Annotated in this window: 18 protein-coding genes and 1 pseudogene; 7 read left to right on the top strand and 12 right to left on the bottom strand. The window is 57.8% G+C overall.

The annotated features are described in order from the left end of the window. The first annotated feature begins 226 nt into the window (after positions 1–226). Positions 227–2,476, top strand: a complete 2,250-nt coding sequence (pflB, locus tag HMPREF9334_RS08430) for a formate C-acetyltransferase (RefSeq protein ID WP_006693045.1) — start codon at positions 227–229, stop codon at positions 2,474–2,476. Then, a complete protein-coding gene (gene pflA, locus HMPREF9334_RS08425; RefSeq protein WP_006693044.1) occupies positions 2,463–3,218 on the top strand; it encodes a pyruvate formate-lyase-activating protein in 756 nt (251 codons plus the stop codon). The genes pflB and pflA overlap by 14 nt, the downstream gene beginning before the upstream one ends. 371 nt (positions 3,219–3,589) lie before the next feature. Here the strand turns inward: pflA and holA are convergent, their stop codons facing one another. From holA to HMPREF9334_RS08405, 5 genes and pseudogenes are all read right to left on the bottom strand, one after another. Beyond that, positions 3,590–4,636, bottom strand: coding sequence for a DNA polymerase III subunit delta (holA, locus tag HMPREF9334_RS08420; RefSeq protein ID WP_006693043.1), 1,047 nt, complete (start codon positions 4,634–4,636; stop codon positions 3,590–3,592). Next, positions 4,633–5,259 carry an MBL fold metallo-hydrolase gene (locus HMPREF9334_RS08415; protein ID WP_006693042.1) on the bottom strand — a complete coding sequence of 209 codons (627 nt, stop codon included), beginning with the start codon at positions 5,257–5,259 and terminating at the stop codon, positions 4,633–4,635. The genes holA and HMPREF9334_RS08415 overlap by 4 nt, the downstream gene beginning before the upstream one ends. 15 nt (positions 5,260–5,274) lie before the next feature. Then, positions 5,275–5,425, bottom strand: a pseudogene (locus tag HMPREF9334_RS12640) (secretion protein HlyD). Beyond that, complete coding sequence (locus tag HMPREF9334_RS08410) at positions 5,422–6,090, bottom strand: hypothetical protein (RefSeq protein ID WP_006693041.1); 669 nt, start codon at positions 6,088–6,090, stop codon at positions 5,422–5,424. The pseudogene HMPREF9334_RS12640 and the gene HMPREF9334_RS08410 overlap by 4 nt, the downstream one beginning before the upstream one ends. Positions 6,091–6,141: 51 nt before the next feature. Next, entirely contained in the window at positions 6,142–6,630 is a 489-nt protein-coding gene (locus HMPREF9334_RS08405) for a hypothetical protein (protein WP_006693040.1), read from the bottom strand. A gap of 115 nt (positions 6,631–6,745) precedes the next feature. Between HMPREF9334_RS08405 and HMPREF9334_RS08400 the strand changes: the two genes are divergently transcribed. Then, positions 6,746–7,177 carry an EamA family transporter gene (locus HMPREF9334_RS08400; RefSeq protein ID WP_039957440.1) on the top strand — a complete coding sequence of 144 codons (432 nt, stop codon included), beginning with the start codon at positions 6,746–6,748 and terminating at the stop codon, positions 7,175–7,177. A gap of 8 nt (positions 7,178–7,185) precedes the next feature. Next, complete coding sequence (locus tag HMPREF9334_RS08395; protein WP_006693038.1) at positions 7,186–8,400, top strand: DUF819 family protein; 1,215 nt, start codon at positions 7,186–7,188, stop codon at positions 8,398–8,400. 229 nt (positions 8,401–8,629) lie between these two features. Here HMPREF9334_RS08395 and nrdG read toward each other — a convergent pair whose 3' ends face one another. The 7 genes from nrdG to HMPREF9334_RS08360 form a co-directional block, all read right to left on the bottom strand. Then, positions 8,630–9,157, bottom strand: a complete 528-nt coding sequence (nrdG, locus tag HMPREF9334_RS08390; protein ID WP_039957439.1) for an anaerobic ribonucleoside-triphosphate reductase activating protein — start codon at positions 9,155–9,157, stop codon at positions 8,630–8,632. Further along, positions 9,129–9,413: an anaerobic ribonucleoside-triphosphate reductase gene (gene nrdD / locus HMPREF9334_RS08385; RefSeq protein ID WP_006304909.1), complete on the bottom strand. Its 285-nt coding sequence runs from the start codon at positions 9,411–9,413 to the stop codon at positions 9,129–9,131. Before nrdD ends, nrdG begins: the two co-directional genes overlap by 29 nt. Positions 9,414–9,705: 292 nt before the next feature. Further along, positions 9,706–10,794, bottom strand: coding sequence for a mechanosensitive ion channel family protein (locus tag HMPREF9334_RS08380; RefSeq protein WP_006693035.1), 1,089 nt, complete (start codon positions 10,792–10,794; stop codon positions 9,706–9,708). Between the two features lie 24 nt (positions 10,795–10,818). Next, positions 10,819–11,274 carry a hypothetical protein gene (locus tag HMPREF9334_RS08375; RefSeq protein WP_006693034.1) on the bottom strand — a complete coding sequence of 152 codons (456 nt, stop codon included), beginning with the start codon at positions 11,272–11,274 and terminating at the stop codon, positions 10,819–10,821. Beyond that, a complete protein-coding gene (locus HMPREF9334_RS08370; protein WP_006693033.1) occupies positions 11,271–11,639 on the bottom strand; it encodes a response regulator in 369 nt (122 codons plus the stop codon). Before HMPREF9334_RS08370 ends, HMPREF9334_RS08375 begins: the two co-directional genes overlap by 4 nt. Positions 11,640–11,664: 25 nt before the next feature. Continuing rightward, positions 11,665–12,054 carry a cytidine deaminase gene (locus tag HMPREF9334_RS08365; RefSeq protein WP_006693032.1) on the bottom strand — a complete coding sequence of 130 codons (390 nt, stop codon included), beginning with the start codon at positions 12,052–12,054 and terminating at the stop codon, positions 11,665–11,667. Positions 12,055–12,066: 12 nt separating this feature from the next. Further along, positions 12,067–12,603, bottom strand: coding sequence for a GNAT family N-acetyltransferase (locus tag HMPREF9334_RS08360; RefSeq protein WP_006693031.1), 537 nt, complete (start codon positions 12,601–12,603; stop codon positions 12,067–12,069). A 154-nt stretch (positions 12,604–12,757) separates the two neighbouring features. Between HMPREF9334_RS08360 and HMPREF9334_RS08355 the strand changes: the two genes are divergently transcribed. The 3 genes from HMPREF9334_RS08355 (at position 12,758) to flgF (ending at position 15,175) form a co-directional block, all read left to right on the top strand. Continuing rightward, positions 12,758–13,243, top strand: a complete 486-nt coding sequence (locus HMPREF9334_RS08355; protein WP_006693030.1) for a hypothetical protein — start codon at positions 12,758–12,760, stop codon at positions 13,241–13,243. 21 nt (positions 13,244–13,264) lie between these two features. Beyond that, positions 13,265–14,293, top strand: coding sequence for a rod shape-determining protein (gene mreB, locus HMPREF9334_RS08350; RefSeq protein WP_006693029.1), 1,029 nt, complete (start codon positions 13,265–13,267; stop codon positions 14,291–14,293). Between the two features lie 78 nt (positions 14,294–14,371). Beyond that, the gene (gene flgF, locus HMPREF9334_RS08345; protein WP_006693028.1) at positions 14,372–15,175 is read left to right on the top strand and encodes a flagellar basal-body rod protein FlgF; all 804 of its coding nucleotides are present in this window, start codon (positions 14,372–14,374) and stop codon (positions 15,173–15,175) included. Positions 15,176–15,250: the final 75 nt, after the last annotated feature.

Raw genomic sequence — 15,250 nt, 5'->3', positions numbered from 1 at the left:
ACACTTTTTTACGCTGTGCATGATCCTCGGGACTGTTACACGAAGTTTTCTAACTGCGTGCAACAGTCCCTTTTTATCAGTGCTTCCTATATACATAAATTATATTTCACATGAAAAATATTGATAGTATTTATTTTCGTTGCTCTATTGAAAAGTGAATGTGATTCAAGTATTATGAAAGCATCATATGGGAATCTGTTTTCACCTGTAGAATAGGAGGCAGAATATGCTGCAGAGCAAGAGCTGGGACGGTTTTGAAGGGGGAGTCTGGCAGGAGGAGGTCAACGTCCGCGACTTCATTCAGCGCAACTATACGCCGTACGACGGCGACGAGTCCTTCCTTGCACCGCCGACGGACGCGACGAACCGCCTGTGGGCACGCGTGCAGGAACTTCAGAAGGAGGAGCGCGCAAAGGGCGGCGTGCTTGAGATGGAGACGGCGGTTGTCTCAGGGCTGACGGCATATGGTCCGGGATACATCGACCCCGCACACAAAGACCTCGAAAAGGTGGTCGGACTCCAGACGGACAAGCCGCTGAAGCAGGCGTTCATGCCATACGGCGGTATTCGCATGGCGGAGGAGGCGCTCGAGAACTACGGCTACAAGGTCAGCCCGAAGCTCCACGAGATCTTTACGAAGTACCACAAGACGCACAATGCGGCGGTGTTCGATGCGTACACGGACGAGATCCGCGCAGCACGCCGCAGCCACATCATCACGGGGCTGCCCGACACATACGGGCGCGGGCGCATCGTGGGCGATTACCGCCGTGTCGCACTCTACGGCATCGATCATCTCATTGCGTTCAAGCAGGGCGACCTGCTGAACTACGGCGACGGCATCATGAGCAACGATGTCATTCAGCAGCGCGAGGAGGTCGCGGAGCAGATTCGTGCGCTGAAGGGCATGAAGGAGATGGCGGCACTCTACGGCTTTGACATCGCGCAGCCCGCGCAGAATGCACGCGAGGCGGTGCAGTGGCTGTACTTCGGCTATCTCGCGGCGATCAAGACGCAGAACGGCGCGGCGATGAGCGTCGGGCGCATCTCGACCTTCCTCGACATCTACATCCAGCGCGACCTCGCACGCGGCATCCTCTCTGAGGAGGAGGCGCAGGAGCTGATCGACCACATCGTGCTGAAGTTCCGCATGGTGAAGTTCGCGCGCATCACGTCCTACAACGAGCTGTTCTCGGGTGACCCGATCTGGGCGACGCTGGAGATGGCGGGCATCGGCATGGACGGCCGTCACATGGTGACGAAGAACGACTTCCGTTTCCTCCACACGCTTGAGAACATGGGACCCTCCCCCGAGCCGAATCTCACCGTGCTTTACTCCTCGAAGCTGCCCGAGACGTTCAAGGACTACGCGGCGCGGATCTCCATCCGCACGAGCTCGATCCAGTACGAGAACGACGATGTGATGAAGCCCGAGTGGGGCGACGACTACTCGATCTGCTGCTGTGTATCGGCGACGCAGACGGGCAAGGAGATGCAGTTCTTCGGAGCGCGTGCGAACCTCGCGAAATGCCTGCTCTATGCGATCAACGGCGGCATGGACGAGAAGAGCGGTGCGCAGGTCGGCCCTGCCTACCGTCCGATCCGCACGGAATACCTCGAATACGACAACGTCATTACGAAGTATGAGCGTATGATGGACTGGCTCGCACACGTCTATGTCAACGCGCTGAACATCATCCAGTACATGCACGATAAATACTACTACGAGGCGGCGGAGATGGCACTCATCGACACGGATGTGCGCCGCACATTCGCAACGGGCATTGCAGGCTTCTCGCACGTCGTAGACTCGCTGTGCGCGATCAAGTACGCAAAGGTGAAACCGATCTACAATGACCGCATCGTCGTGGACTACGAGGTCGAGGGCGATTACCCGCGCTACGGCAACGACGACGACCGTGCGGATGAGATTGCGAAATGGGTGCTCAAAACCTTCCTCTCGAAGATCAAGGCACGTCACACCTACCGCAACTCCGAGCCGACGACTTCGATCCTCACAATCACGTCGAACGTCGTCTATGGCAAGTACACGGGCGCGATGCCGGACGGGCGACCCGCATGGACGCCGCTCGCGCCGGGTGCAAATCCGAGCTATGGCGCGGAGTGCTGTGGGCTGCTCGCCTCGCTCAACTCCGTTGCAAAGCTGCCGTACCACTGGGCCCTCGACGGCATCTCGAACACGCAGAGCATGACACCTGCCTCGCTCGGCCACAACGAGGATGAGCGCGTGCAGAACCTTGTGAGTGCGATGGATGGGTATTTCGATCAGGGGGCGCACCATCTGAACGTGAACGTGTTCGGGCGCGAGACGCTGGAGCACATCATGGAGCATCCGGAGGATCCTGCCTATGCGAACTTCACTATCCGTGTCTCGGGCTACGCGGTCAAGTTCATCAGTCTGACGCGTGAGCAGCAGGAGGATGTGATCGCGCGTACCTTCCATGAGCATATGTAAAGGCAGAATCAGCGCGACAGAGAGCTTCGGCTCCGTCGACGGCCCCGGCATCCGCTTCATCGTCTTTGTGCAGGGCTGCCGCTATCGCTGCCAGTACTGCCACAACCCCGAGACATGGGAGCGGGCGGGCGGCTATGAGGCGACGGCAGAGGATATCTTTCGACAGGCGTGGCGGTACCGCCCGTACTGGAAGCAGAAGGGCGGTATCACGGTGAGCGGCGGTGAGCCGCTGCTCCAACTCGAATTCGTGACGGAGCTGTTCCGTCTCGCGAAGGCAAAGGGGGTGAATACCGTCATTGACACGGCGGGCGAGCCGTTCACCTATGACGAACCGTTTTTTAGCGCGTTTGAAAATCTCCTGCCGCTCACCGACTTGTTCCTGCTGGATCTGAAGCAGATTGACGATGAAGTGCACAGGGCACTCACGGGTGTATCGAACGAGAGCGCGCTTGCGCTTGCTCGCTTTCTCTCGGAGCGCGGCAAACGGATGTGGATTCGCCATGTGCTCGTGCCGGGATGGACGACGGGGGAGGATGATCTCAGTCGTCTCTCGGACTTTATCGCAGGACTAAAGACGGTTGACCGCGTGGAGGTGCTGCCCTATCATGCGATGGCACTCCACAAGTACGAGGACCTGCGTCTGCCGTATCGGCTCGGGGATACGCCCGCACCGACGGCGGAGGAGATTGCCTGTGCGGAGGAGATCCTGCGCGTGGGGGCGTATATGGGATATTTGAGATAAACGAAAAGAGCGGCACTGCACGGCGCAGCGTCGCTCTTTTTGATTTCGTACTTCTGTTTTTCTTTTTGTGTTTATGTTATACTGTCTGTGTTGCCGCCTCCTATAATGGCACTGAAAGGAGGTGTGCCGATTGGAGATGATCACATCATTCATACTTTCCGTCATGGCGAGTGTAGCTGCCCACTATATTTGCAAATGGTTAGACGACGAGTAACCGGCAACTAGCCTAGGGGCTCAGAAATCTTTCCCTGTGTCAAAAAAAGACCCCCGCAATGCCCGTTGCGGGGATTTTTTCGTGCCAATGGAGCACTTCCACATCATTCATTTTTGCCTCACCTATATAATAGCACTTTCTCTATTGCGTTGCAAGGCTATTTTCTGCACAGCCGAATCACAATATCCTCTAATAGTTCATCGCCCGCCTGCCCCGTTTTGAGCAGATAGTCCGCGTCGGCGAGGGAGAGGACGGCGCGTTCGAGCGTTGTCTCAGAGAATGCCTTCGTGTGTCCTCCGAGTTTTTCGGCGATAAAGGGATGTAGTCCCATGGTCTTGCCGAGCCCTTTCGGCGGCGTGCCGCTCATCAGCAGGCGTTTTGCCTGCCAAAGTTGGCGGACGTGGCGCACGAGGAGGGCGAGCAGGACGGTGAAGTGTACGCCGTCCGCGCGGCAGCGTGCGAGGAGGTCGAGTGCCTGGCTGACATCGCGCGCACTCACGGCATCCATCAGCGCAAATACGGACACCTCGGGCATTTCCGAGAACGCCGCACGCAGATCGTCCTCTGCGAACTGGGCGTTGTCTGTATAGAGTGTCAGCTTTTCCAGCTGGCGGTCGAGGAACTCAAGCGAAATCGTCGGCATGATGCCGACCACATTCAGGAAAAATGTGCGTGCCTTCGGGTGCATGGAGCGCCCCATCTCCCGCAGCTGCCCGTTGAGCCAGGTCTCCACCGTCCATGGGCGTACGGGTTCGCTCTCCAGCACACGCCCGTATTTTTCGACCGTTTGGTAGAGCTTGCGCCGCTTGTCAGGTTTCGCGCCAAGCGTAAAGATGACATAGGTGGTCGGGAGGAGATCGGCGAGACGTGCAATCAGTGCATCTGCCGTCGTATCCTTTGATGCGGGGGCATCCGCGTCCCCGTCCTTTTTTTTCGCTGCGCGAAAGATCGCCGCATCGCGCACGAGGACGACGATCTTGTCCGTGAAGAACGGTGCTGTTTCGAGCGACTCCATCAGCGCGTCGAGGGGGGGCATCTCCTCGTAGCGAATGAGTGCGTCCGTCCGATCCTCTGCCACAGGCAGGAGGCGGCGCAGGATCGCCTCCTGCGCGCGCCGCACATAGTAGCTCTCCTCGCCCGCAAGCAGGAAGACGTGCGGTAGCTCGCCCTTTGCGAGCGATGCCATGAAATCCGTGTAGTTCATCGGCGGTAACGCGCCATCTCCGCGCCCACGGTGGTCGGCTCCGTGTGCCCCGAGTAGAGGACGGTCTCGGGCGGCAGGGGAAAGACCTCGCGTGCAATGCTGTCCCAGAGCGTCCGTTCATCGCCGCCCGGGAAGTCCGTGCGTCCGATGCTCGCACGGAAGATCGTATCGCCGACGAAGGCGACACCATCCCGCGCACTGTAGAAGATGCAGGAATCCGTCGTATGCCCTGGCGTGTAGCGTACCTCCAGAGCAAAGTCGGGATTTGCTGCGAGCGTGATGACCTCGCGGTCAGCAAAGGTCGTCACATCTGAGAGCGTAATCTTGCCGCCGCCCCAGAGTGAGAGATTCCAACTTGGATCACTGTAGTAGCGCGGGCTGTCCTCGGCGGCATAGATGGGTGCGCCTGTGCGCGTGGAGAACTCTGCTGCGCCGCCGATGTGGTCGAAGTGGCAGTGCGTGAGCAGGAGCCGCTCGATTGTCCAACCCTTTGTCTTCGCATGTGCGGCAAGCTGGTCGCCGTTTGCACCCGCGTCGATGAGGAAGCCGTGATTTGTTTCATCGTCAATATAGAAAAAAGCATTCGTCGGGATCATATCACCGACGGTCATACACTCGATCATATCAATTCTCCTGTCTTAAGGAAGCACTGACAAATTCAGCACCGCCGTCTTAGCACATCTTTTTCGCCCTGTCTGTGTCGACAAATCCTCCACATAGCGGACGGCTATGCGTCCGGTTTGTCTCCTTGACAGGACAAAAAATCTGCACCAATACGACGGCCTTCATTTTATCAGCGATTCCTTTATCGGAAAGAGCAGCTGAAGGACGTGGATGCCTGTCTTGCCGCACGCGTCGATGCCGTCACGGCAGTACTTGCACGAGCAGACTGCCTTCTCCGTCGGCAGCTTCTGTGCGTGCCGCTGAAAGTAGGCGTGCTGCTCCTCCTCCGTCATGGGGGTGAACATGGGAGAGTTGCCGTTCTCGTAGCGGCGCGGAATGAGTTTCGCGTTGCCGGGAAAGCAGGGGGCGAGCAGGGCGTGTCCGTGGAAGCGAGTCTTGTCGAAATTCTCTTCCTGCTCGACGATGGTTACGTTCATCTTACGCAGGAGGGAGCGGATTGCCTCCTGCATTTCGCGCCGTTCCACCGCCGCCCAGCAGTCCTGTACGGTCATGCGCTCGCCGCCGTAGTCGGGGAAGGGGAAATCCGCGTCCCGATCAATCAGCTCCCAAACGTAGGTGAATGCGCCCGCGTGGGAACTCTCCTCGACGATGTTCGCGCAGTTGTTGCATAGAACGATTGCGTGATCCTCCGGCGTCAGCTTTGGGTGATGCGGGCGGCAGCAGCCTGCAGTCTGCACACCGTGTCGTTCCTCAAGATAGCGGCGTACCGCCGCACTCTCGGCGGGGAAGTCCGCCTGAACTTTGCAGCTCGGATAAAAGATGATTGCCATAGATATGCTCTCCTAAAATACTGGCTTAGTGCATGTTTCGTGTGTGCCTCCCTAGAGACTGCTGCTCCACTCGTAGGCGCGGCGCGGGTCGCCGCTTTTGAGATAGATGATGCCGCAGTAAGCAAAGCCGCTCTGCGTCAGACAGTGCTGCATGGGGATATTGTCCGCGTGGGTGTCGGCGCGCAGGTGCTCATACTGCGCGCGTGCGAAGGCAAGAATGGTGCGGAATGTACCGCGCTCCGTCCCGTCGCTGCCCGCACGGTGAATCGTGGCATAGGGGGAGTCGTCGCGCCATGCGCCATCGATGTGGGCATAGGTTGGGTCGTCTCCGGGGATGAGCACAAAGACAGCATGGAGATGCCCTGCCTCATTTTCCAATACGTAGCTCACACCGTGCATGATGTCTGCGCGTACGATCTCCTCCGACGGATAGCCGCCGCTCCACTGTGTCATGTTGCCCGAGCGGCGCATAAAGGAACGTGCCGCATCATAGATGCGCAGGATCTCAGAAATATCCTGCACCGTAGCCTGTCGTATCATTGCAATCCCCCTGACGTTCCTATTCTACACGATTATGTAATATTTTGAAAGAAGTGTTTGCGGCGGTGGGGAAATAATGCTATACTAAAGCACGTTTTTGAATGGGGGAATGGCGATGAGTGCTTGGCTCGTCTATGCGCTGCTTTCGGCACTGTGCGCGGCATTTGTTTCCATCTTCGGCAAGGTCGGGCTCACGGGGCTGGACAGTAGTGCTGCGACGGCGGTGCGAGCGGCGATCATGGCACTGTTCCTCATGGGTGTGGTTGTCGCTGAGGGGCATACCGCCGATCTGCCGCAGGTGTTTGCCGACCGAAAGGCGCTTGCCTTTGTCGCACTCAGTGGGATTGCAGGAGCTCTTTCGTGGCTCTTCTACTTTATGGCGCTCAAGGACGGCGCGGTTACGCAAGTCGCTCCGATCGACAAGCTGAGCGTTGTCTTTGCCGTTGTGCTTGCTGTTATGATCTTTGGCGAAAAGGTCAGCCTTGCGCATGGAATCGCGATTGCGATGATTGCGGCGGGCGGACTGATTTTAGCAATATTTCCTTAGGAGTCGACATGGATACACTGATTCAGCCCGAGAACACATGGGTTCTCTTGTCTGTCATGATGGCGGCAGTTGCTGCCTCGATCTACCTCGAACAGCGTTATACGTGGGCATCGCGGCTTACGGGGGCGGTGATCGCACTTGTCATTGCACTGGCGCTCGTCAATACGGGGGTCATTCCCTCTGCCGCACCGATCTATGACGATGTCGTCTGGGGATACTTCGTCCCGCTCGCGATCCCGCTCCTGCTGCTTCAGACGAACATCCGCAAGATCTGGCGCGAGACGGGGCAGCTCCTCGCGATCTTCCTCGTCGGGTCGATCGGAACGATCGCGGGCGCAGTGATCGGCTGCGCTCTGCTGCAAAAATCCATCGAGGGGTTGCCGAAGGTAGCGGCGGTGATGACCGGCTCCTACATCGGCGGCGGAGTCAACTTCACGGCACTTGCCGATGCGTTCAAAGCCAGTGGAACGCTCATCTCGTCGACCATCGTTGCTGACAATCTCAACATGGCGGTCTACTTTCTGATCCTGCTCGGGATCGCGGGCAACGCGTTCTTTCGTCGCATTTACGATCATCCGCTGATCGACGAGGTTGAGAAGCGGGGGGGCTCGGAGGAGGGGAAAACCCTTGCAGCGGCGTACTGGGGGCGCAAGGATATCTCGCTCCGCGACATTGCGATGTGCATTACCTACGCTGTCATCGTCGTGACGATCTCGAAATTCCTCGGCGGCACATGTGCGACGCTCGTCTCCGCTGACGAGGGGATGCTCTCGAAGATGTGCGGCACCTTTCTCGGCAGCCAATACGTATGGATCACCCTGCTGTCCGTTGTCTTTGCGAGCACATTTGAGAAACAGGCAAACTCCATGCACGGTGCACAGGAGATTGGCACGTTCTTCATCTATATGTTCTTCTTCATCATCGGTGTGCCCGCCTCTATCATGGAAATTTTGATGAATGCGCCGCTGCTCTTTGCCTTCTGCTTTATTATGGTAGTCGTCAATATGCTGTTCTGTCTGATTGGCGGGAAAATACTGAACTTCCCGCTGGAGGAAATCCTCATCGCATCCAATGCGAACATCGGCGGTCCGACGACGGCGGCGGGCATGGCGATCTCGCAGGGGTGGACGCGTCTCGTGGGCCCTGCAATGCTCGTCGGCACGTTCGGCTACGCGATCGGCACATATATCGGCATCATCGTCGGCAGTATGCTCGGGGCATGAACGTCGCCTGCCCACTCCACGCAAACGCTTAGTTACACAAACGGTCGCCTGCTTGTCCGCCTAAATACCTGCGGACTTCTTAAACGCGCTTTGCTTGAACGAAAGAAATCCGCAGGGGGCGGGTCGCAGGCTTTTCTCCGTTTGCTCCACTAGGGTTTGCTTAGGAGTGCGCATAAGCTCCATGATATACGAATAAAACAGGGAATCGGCATAAAACCGATTCCCTGTTTTATTCGTCTGCATATCGTAGTGTAAGCTGACCCGTTGCTCGCGTTGCAGCGAGGTCAATCACCCGTTGGTTACGCGAGCCGCGAAAGTGCAGCGTGAGGTCGCGTTCCTCAGCGCGGTAGTCCCCGTCTACGAGGACATCGAGCTCATCGAGCAGCGCATCCACCGCAGGGTTTTTCTGCGCCCGCAGCTCCTCAAGTGTGTAGCCTGTGTAACTCCACACATCAAGGCCGCGTTCGTGTGCGCCGCGTGCGAGTGGGAGCAGGGCCGCCGGCTGCAGGAAGGGCTCACCGCCGCTGAGCGTGAGTCCCGTGAGGAGTGGATTCTCATCGATCTCCGCGAGCACCGCACCGACAGTTGTCATGCGACCGCCGACGAGCGGCTGCGTATCGGGGTTGTGACAGCCGGGGCAGCGGCGCGGACAGCCCTGTGTAAAGACCGTCAGCCGTATGCCCTCACCATCTACGATGGAGTCCCGCGCAATCCCTGAGATGTGGATCTCAGTGGAGTCCGTGCTTGACACGCTCATGCTCCTCGGCCTGCTTGGCATTGTTCCAGCGATCCGTGGTGCCGACGAGGTAGCCTGTGATGCGGCGGACGCGCTCGAACTTCGGCTGGCGCATCTCGTAGCCGAGGGTGACACGGCCGTCGTCCGTCCCCGTGATGGAGAGGCGATCCAGCTTCTCATGCGTCTGCCCCTCAATGTATGCAATATAGTTCTCCACCTCGTGCGGGGTGATGTCCGAGAGGCCGTTTACTGTGACGTTGATATCGTTGACGATCATGCTGCATTCTCCTTTTTCGCGCGCCGTCTGCGGCGCGTTTTCCTTCTTGGCGACCATGCGCCGTTTCGTGAGGATTATACAACATCTAGTGGGTGCTCGTCAATAGGAAATCTATATCTAGTTGTTTTTACACAGACTTATCCACAGGGATTTTTCGGAAATTGGGTGCGTCTGAGGTGAAAATGCCGATGGGAAAAGGCATGGCGGGGTTATCTTTGGACAAAAAGTTATCCACAGTTTCCCCAGGGAGAAACCGTGGGTTTTGTGGATAAGTTATGCCGGATACAGGCGGTTACGAGGCAGAGTCCTGTGGATTGTTTTTCTCCGCGTCCGCCTTCTCCTGAATGATGGTTTGGATGGGATAGGGGATGTCGATGCCCTCCGCGCGGTAGCGGTCAGTGAGTGCCTTGATGAACTCGTGCTTGATGATGCCTTGGTTGTCGAATAGGCTCGACGGCAGGATGACGACGAAATTGATGGAGGAGTCGCCGAAGTCCGTGTAACGCACGAGCGGCTCCGCGTTCGGATTGTCATCCACGCGTGAGAGCACTTCCTTCGCCGTCTCGATGGTGACGCGCTCGACGGTGGCGAGGTCGCTGTCATACGCGACACCGACGGGGACGCTGACGTTGATGTTCAGTGTAGGCAGGCTGTAATTCGTGATGTTCGCACCCGCGATGGTCTTGTTCGGGATGACGATGGTGTTGCTCGCGCCGAGCGGGATGATGGTGGTGAAACGCCATGTGATGTCCGTGACGCGCCCCTCCTCGCCCGAGCCGAGGCGGATGTAGTCGCCGATGCGCAGCTGCTTGGAGAGGATGAGGTGGAGACCGGAGAAGATATTGGCGAGTGTCTCCTGCAGGGCAAGAGCGACCGCCATACCGCCGACACCTGCCGCCGTCAGGATCGGAGCGATGGAGATGCCGTAGTACTGGAGAATGACGAGCAGTCCCATGGCGTAGATGACACCGATGAGGATGCTGTTGAGCAGGGTCGTCTTGGGCAGGTTCCTGCCCGAGCGTTCGAAGTACATGGTGACGACACCGTCGACGGTACGTGCGAGGACGCGCGTGATGGAGAAGACGTTGCTGGTAAAGAGAATGTACGAGAGCAGCTTTGTGAGTGTCGGCGAGATCTCCACGGCATCGATCGCCCAGTAGAGACCGATGATGAAACTGAAGAAGATGGGAACACCCTGCATGGAACGGATGAGAACGTACTTCCATGTGCTCTCCTCCACCGCGAGGTGATGATCGATGTAGCGGCGGATGAGACGGTCGGCGATGATGCCCACCGTGAGCGATGCGAGGACAATGCACGCGGGGACCAGGAGGAGATCGACGAGGTTGTCAAAGTTGAGTGTATGTGAGAATATGGTCAAGGGAGACTCCTTTCAGGAATTGGATCAATGCGGTTCGGCAGCAAGAAATTCCTCATGTGCCGCCATGAGGTACATCCCGCCGACGGGACTTGCGATGCCGTGTGAAAATACGGTTTCCACAGGTTCTGCTGCTCCGTGGCAGTGGCGCGGCGGGTCGATGATGGAGACAGCAATGCCGTCCTCACGCATCCGCGAGGAAAAATGCCCGTTGATGACGTTGAAGAGCTCACCGACGGCGTCGACGGCAAGCTCGTCCATACCGTCAAGCGAGACACCGCTGTAACCGCTCGCGAGCGCATAGAATGCATCCACGGAGGCAGCGAGAGCGACGATGAGCGGGCTGCTGTCTACGTCGAGCCGCTGCGATATCGTGATGTAGCCGGCATCCTCTGCCTCGGTGGTAAGTACGGCGGTCACACGCGCATAGTCAGCAAGCCCTGTGAGAAAGGTTGCGGCGTAGCGTTGATAAAATTCGCTCATTGCCCCTCCACGCACTGCTGCATCTTGGTCAGTGCTGCTGTGATCTCATGGTCGGAATAGGGCTTCTGGATAAACATGAGTGCGCCGTTTTCGCTCGCGCACGCAATGTTTTCTGTGCTTGCTGCCGTCGAGAGCATGACGACGGGGAGGTTTGGGTGTGTCGCACGCAGACGGCGCAGTACCTCGCAGCCGTCGAGCTTCGGGAGAATGATGTCGAGAAAGACTGCATCGGGGGATTTGTCCGCAATGCGCCGCAGTGCCTCCTCGCCGTCGCGGGCTTCGACAACGGTATGCCCGCGGTCGAAGAGTTCCGCCTTGAGTTTGATGCGTACGAGGCGCGAGTCGTCAACAATCAGTATCTTCATAAACAGTCTCCTACCAATTTATCGTTCAAGGCAGTGCTGCTGCGCCAAAGGCGTGCGGAAGAAGGTCGGCAGGCGTGAGGACACGTACATCACCCGCAGTATTTGCGAGGATGATACGTGCGATCGGAAACTCCACAATCATCTGGCGGCACATGCCACAGGGAGCACATGGCTCGGGGCTGTCTGCGATGACGGCAAGTGCCTCGAATTCCTGCTCACCCGCCGCAACGGCAGCGGCGATTGCCGTGCGTTCGGCGCAGATGCCGACGGGATAGGAGGCATTCTCGACGTTGACACCGCCGTAGACCCTGCCGCTCCTCCCGAGGAGTGCCGCACCGACGGCGAAGCCCGAGTAGGGCGCGTAGGCGCGGCTGCGGAACTCTGCCGCGCGTGCGATGAGTTCGCTGTCGTTCATGTCATTTCCTCCTTATAATTCGAGCCCGCTGCGCTTACGCGCACGGTACTCACGGTCGAGAATGCCGAGGACGACGAGGTTCTCGTAGACCTCCTTGTGCAGGATCGTCTCGCGGATCAGCGCCTCACGCACCATGCCCTCGCTCTCGTAGAGGTGCAGCGCACGTGCGTTGTAGTCCTTGCAGTCGAGCCACGCGCGATGTGCACCCCTGTCCTCAAATGCCCATGCCTTTAGCAGTTTCATCGCCTCGTGTCCGTACCCGAGCCCCTTTTTCGCGATGACAACGTGCGTCCACTCCTGTTCCTTCGACGCGAGCAGCAGTCCCGTGACATGGAGGTAGCCAACGCGCTCCCCACTCGCGCGCTCCTCGACAATGATATCCATGGATGCCTGTGCCTGTGTGATGATCGTCTCGTGATCTGCGCGTGAGAACGGGACAATGTAGTCGCTGTTCTCACGTTCCTCCTGCAGTGCGCAGATAAAGTCGAGGTCTGCCATCTCTGCGCGGCGCAGACATAAACGGATGCCCTCTTTTAGAATTTCTGCCATAAGTCCCCCTCTTTTCGTTGATATTCTTTATTTTACATTGAACTCATATAGAAATGCAAGGGAGCGCCCATGCGAATAATTATTGACGATATGGGGTGAACATCATATAATAAGAAAGCTGAGGAAGAAATGTAACGGAATCGGGGGGAAGACCATGGGCGAGCAGAAGAAACCATCCGTGCGTGATGTGCTGTGGCGCAAGAAGCGTGCACGTGACCGGATGCTCGATGCAGTGGGGAAACTCTGCGACGAGGCATGGGCGATTTTTGAAAAAATCGCCTCGGATCGCTCCGCAAACTCACAGGATGCCGTAACGGTACGTGAGATCGGGCTGCGCTTGCGTTCACTTGCCTATCTCATCGAGGGAGAACACTACATCGACCGCATTGCGTTTGAGCTGCAGACAAAAGAGTCCTACATGACTACGAGCGAGGTCGCGCGCTCCTATGTTGCGGAGATGGTGCTAACCTATCTCGACGGTATTCTCCACTATGGGAAGCAGTGCAAATGGGATAACGAGACGCTGCGGGACGAGTATCGGGACTCCTTGGAAAAATCCCTTGAGGAGATTCGTGCGGCACTCATTCCAGTGCCGTCGTCAGTGGCGGACGAGAGTACCGCAGACGATGAAGTGAAATAACGTTTAGGAGGCTTGCCGTAAATGTTCGGTATGTCAATGGATATCGGAATTGACCTTGGGACGGCGAATGTGCTCGTCTATGTCAAGGGCAAGGGGGTTGTCCTCAAAGAACCCTCGGTGGTCGCGGTGAACCGCGACACGAATCAGGTGCTCGCGATCGGTGAGGAGGCACGGCAGATGATCGGGCGTACGCCCGGCAATATCGTTGCAATCCGTCCGTTGCGCGACGGGGTTATCGCGGACTATGACATTACGGAGAGTATGCTGCGCTTCTTCATTGAAAAGGTGGTCGGGCGCAGCATCGTATTCCGCCCGCGCATCATGATCTGTATTCCCTCGGGGGTGACGATGGTGGAGCAGCGGGCCGTGCAGGAGGCTGCCGAACAGGCAGGCGCACGACACATCCAGCTCATCGAGGAACCGCTCGCGGCGGCGATGGGCGCAGGGCTCGACATCGTGGAGGCACAGGGATCGATGGTTGTCGACGTCGGCGGCGGCACAACGGATGTTGCCGTCATCAGCCTCGGCGGCGTTGTGACGAGTGAGAGCATCCGCGTCGCGGGTGATACGTTCGACGAGGATCTGATCGCCTACGTCAAGCGCGAGTTTAACTTGCTCATCGGTGAGCGCACGGCGGAGGAGATCAAGCTGCGCGTCGGCGCGGCACATACAGCGGCGCGGCGTGAGCAGATGGATGTGCGCGGACGGGATCTTCTTACGGGGCTGCCGAAGAATATCACGATCTCGACCGCACAGGCATCTGCTGCGATTGAGGGCTCCGTTATGCGCGTTGTCGACTGTGTGAAAAAAGTGCTCGAGGAGACCCCGCCGGAACTTGCGGCGGACATCATGGATCGCGGCATTGTGCTGACGGGCGGTGGGGCACTGCTCTACGGCATGCCGGAGCTGATCCAGCGTGAGACGGGGACGCCGACGGTTGTTGCCGACGAGCCCATGAGCTGTGTTGCACTCGGTTGCGGCAAGGCACTCGACATCTTTGACAAATTCGATGGGAAGGCGACGAATACGAGCTTCGGACGAAAAAAATAACCTTCCTTAGAGGAAAATCAGCGAATACAGCGAAACTATATAGATACAGAACTTTTGTGGGAAAAAGAGGGATGAACTATGTGGAGAGGACTCTATATCGCGGCTTCGGGCATGATTACAGAGACGAAGCATACGGATATGATCGCGAACAATCTCGCGAACGCCTCGACAACGGGGTACAAGCGCGACGATATGGCGATTCGCGAGTTCGAGCCGATGCTTCTGCGCCGCATCAACGATCACTCCGCCGACACAGAGGTGACGAGCTTCAAGGGCTTCCGCATCGAAGGCAATCGTCCACCGCGTGTCGGCATGCTCGGCCTCGGCTCTGCCGTCGACGAGATTGCGACGGATCACCTGCAGGGTGCAATGCAGACAACGGGGAACACCTATGACCTCGCGATCTCGGGGCAGGGCTACTTCGTTATCGACACACCGCAGGGACCGCGCTATACGCGCGATGGCAGCTTTTACCGCTCCGCAAACGGGCAGCTGCAGAATGTGCGCGGACAGGCAGTCCTCTCGGCGCAAGGACGCCCGATCACCATTCCGGCGGATGCACAGCGCGTGAATATCACGGGCGATGGGCGTATCTACGCGGACGGCGCTCAGATCGCCCAGCTCGGCTTTGTAGAGTTCGATGCGCCCGAAGCGGTTATCAAGCAGGGAGACAACCTCTACCGTCCGCAGGAGGGCGCACGGCCGCAGCAGGCGACAGGAACGATCGAGCAGGGACTGCTTGAGATGTCGAACACGAGCGTCGTCACAGAGATGGTCGAGCTCATCAATAACTACCGCGTCTACGAGGCGGGCTCGAAGGCAGTGCAGACGCAGGACACGCTGCTCGACAAGGCGGTCAATGATGTCGGCCGCACGACTTAAAAATACTTAAGAAAATGTTAGATCCATACGATATAATAGAGTGAACAACGTGTAATCATTCCTTGGAGGGGGATA

It is taken from the genome of Centipeda infelix ATCC 43532 (assembly GCF_000234095.1).
Lineage (GTDB): Bacteria > Bacillota > Negativicutes > Selenomonadales > Selenomonadaceae > Centipeda > Centipeda infelix.
The sequence above is the reverse complement of the archived record's forward strand: the minus strand, read 5'-3'. Positions and strand labels throughout refer to the sequence as shown.

Coding starts and splice junctions, on each gene's coding strand:
- pflB (WP_006693045.1), top strand. CDS start 227: ATGCTGCAGAGCAAGAGCTGGGACGGTTTTGAAGGGGGAGTCTGGCAG.
- pflA (WP_006693044.1), top strand. CDS start 2,463: ATGAGCATATGTAAAGGCAGAATCAGCGCGACAGAGAGCTTCGGCTCC.
- holA (WP_006693043.1), bottom strand. CDS start 4,636: ATGAACTACACGGATTTCATGGCATCGCTCGCAAAGGGCGAGCTACCG.
- HMPREF9334_RS08415 (WP_006693042.1), bottom strand. CDS start 5,259: ATGATCGAGTGTATGACCGTCGGTGATATGATCCCGACGAATGCTTTT.
- HMPREF9334_RS08410 (WP_006693041.1), bottom strand. CDS start 6,090: ATGGCAATCATCTTTTATCCGAGCTGCAAAGTTCAGGCGGACTTCCCC.
- HMPREF9334_RS08405 (WP_006693040.1), bottom strand. CDS start 6,630: ATGATACGACAGGCTACGGTGCAGGATATTTCTGAGATCCTGCGCATC.
- HMPREF9334_RS08400 (WP_039957440.1), top strand. CDS start 6,746: ATGAGTGCTTGGCTCGTCTATGCGCTGCTTTCGGCACTGTGCGCGGCA.
- HMPREF9334_RS08395 (WP_006693038.1), top strand. CDS start 7,186: ATGGATACACTGATTCAGCCCGAGAACACATGGGTTCTCTTGTCTGTC.
- nrdG (WP_039957439.1), bottom strand. CDS start 9,157: ATGAGCGTGTCAAGCACGGACTCCACTGAGATCCACATCTCAGGGATT.
- nrdD (WP_006304909.1), bottom strand. CDS start 9,413: ATGATCGTCAACGATATCAACGTCACAGTAAACGGCCTCTCGGACATC.
- HMPREF9334_RS08375 (WP_006693034.1), bottom strand. CDS start 11,274: ATGAGCGAATTTTATCAACGCTACGCCGCAACCTTTCTCACAGGGCTT.
- HMPREF9334_RS08370 (WP_006693033.1), bottom strand. CDS start 11,639: ATGAAGATACTGATTGTTGACGACTCGCGCCTCGTACGCATCAAACTC.
- HMPREF9334_RS08365 (WP_006693032.1), bottom strand. CDS start 12,054: ATGAACGACAGCGAACTCATCGCACGCGCGGCAGAGTTCCGCAGCCGC.
- HMPREF9334_RS08360 (WP_006693031.1), bottom strand. CDS start 12,603: ATGGCAGAAATTCTAAAAGAGGGCATCCGTTTATGTCTGCGCCGCGCA.
- HMPREF9334_RS08355 (WP_006693030.1), top strand. CDS start 12,758: ATGGGCGAGCAGAAGAAACCATCCGTGCGTGATGTGCTGTGGCGCAAG.
- mreB (WP_006693029.1), top strand. CDS start 13,265: ATGTTCGGTATGTCAATGGATATCGGAATTGACCTTGGGACGGCGAAT.
- flgF (WP_006693028.1), top strand. CDS start 14,372: ATGTGGAGAGGACTCTATATCGCGGCTTCGGGCATGATTACAGAGACG.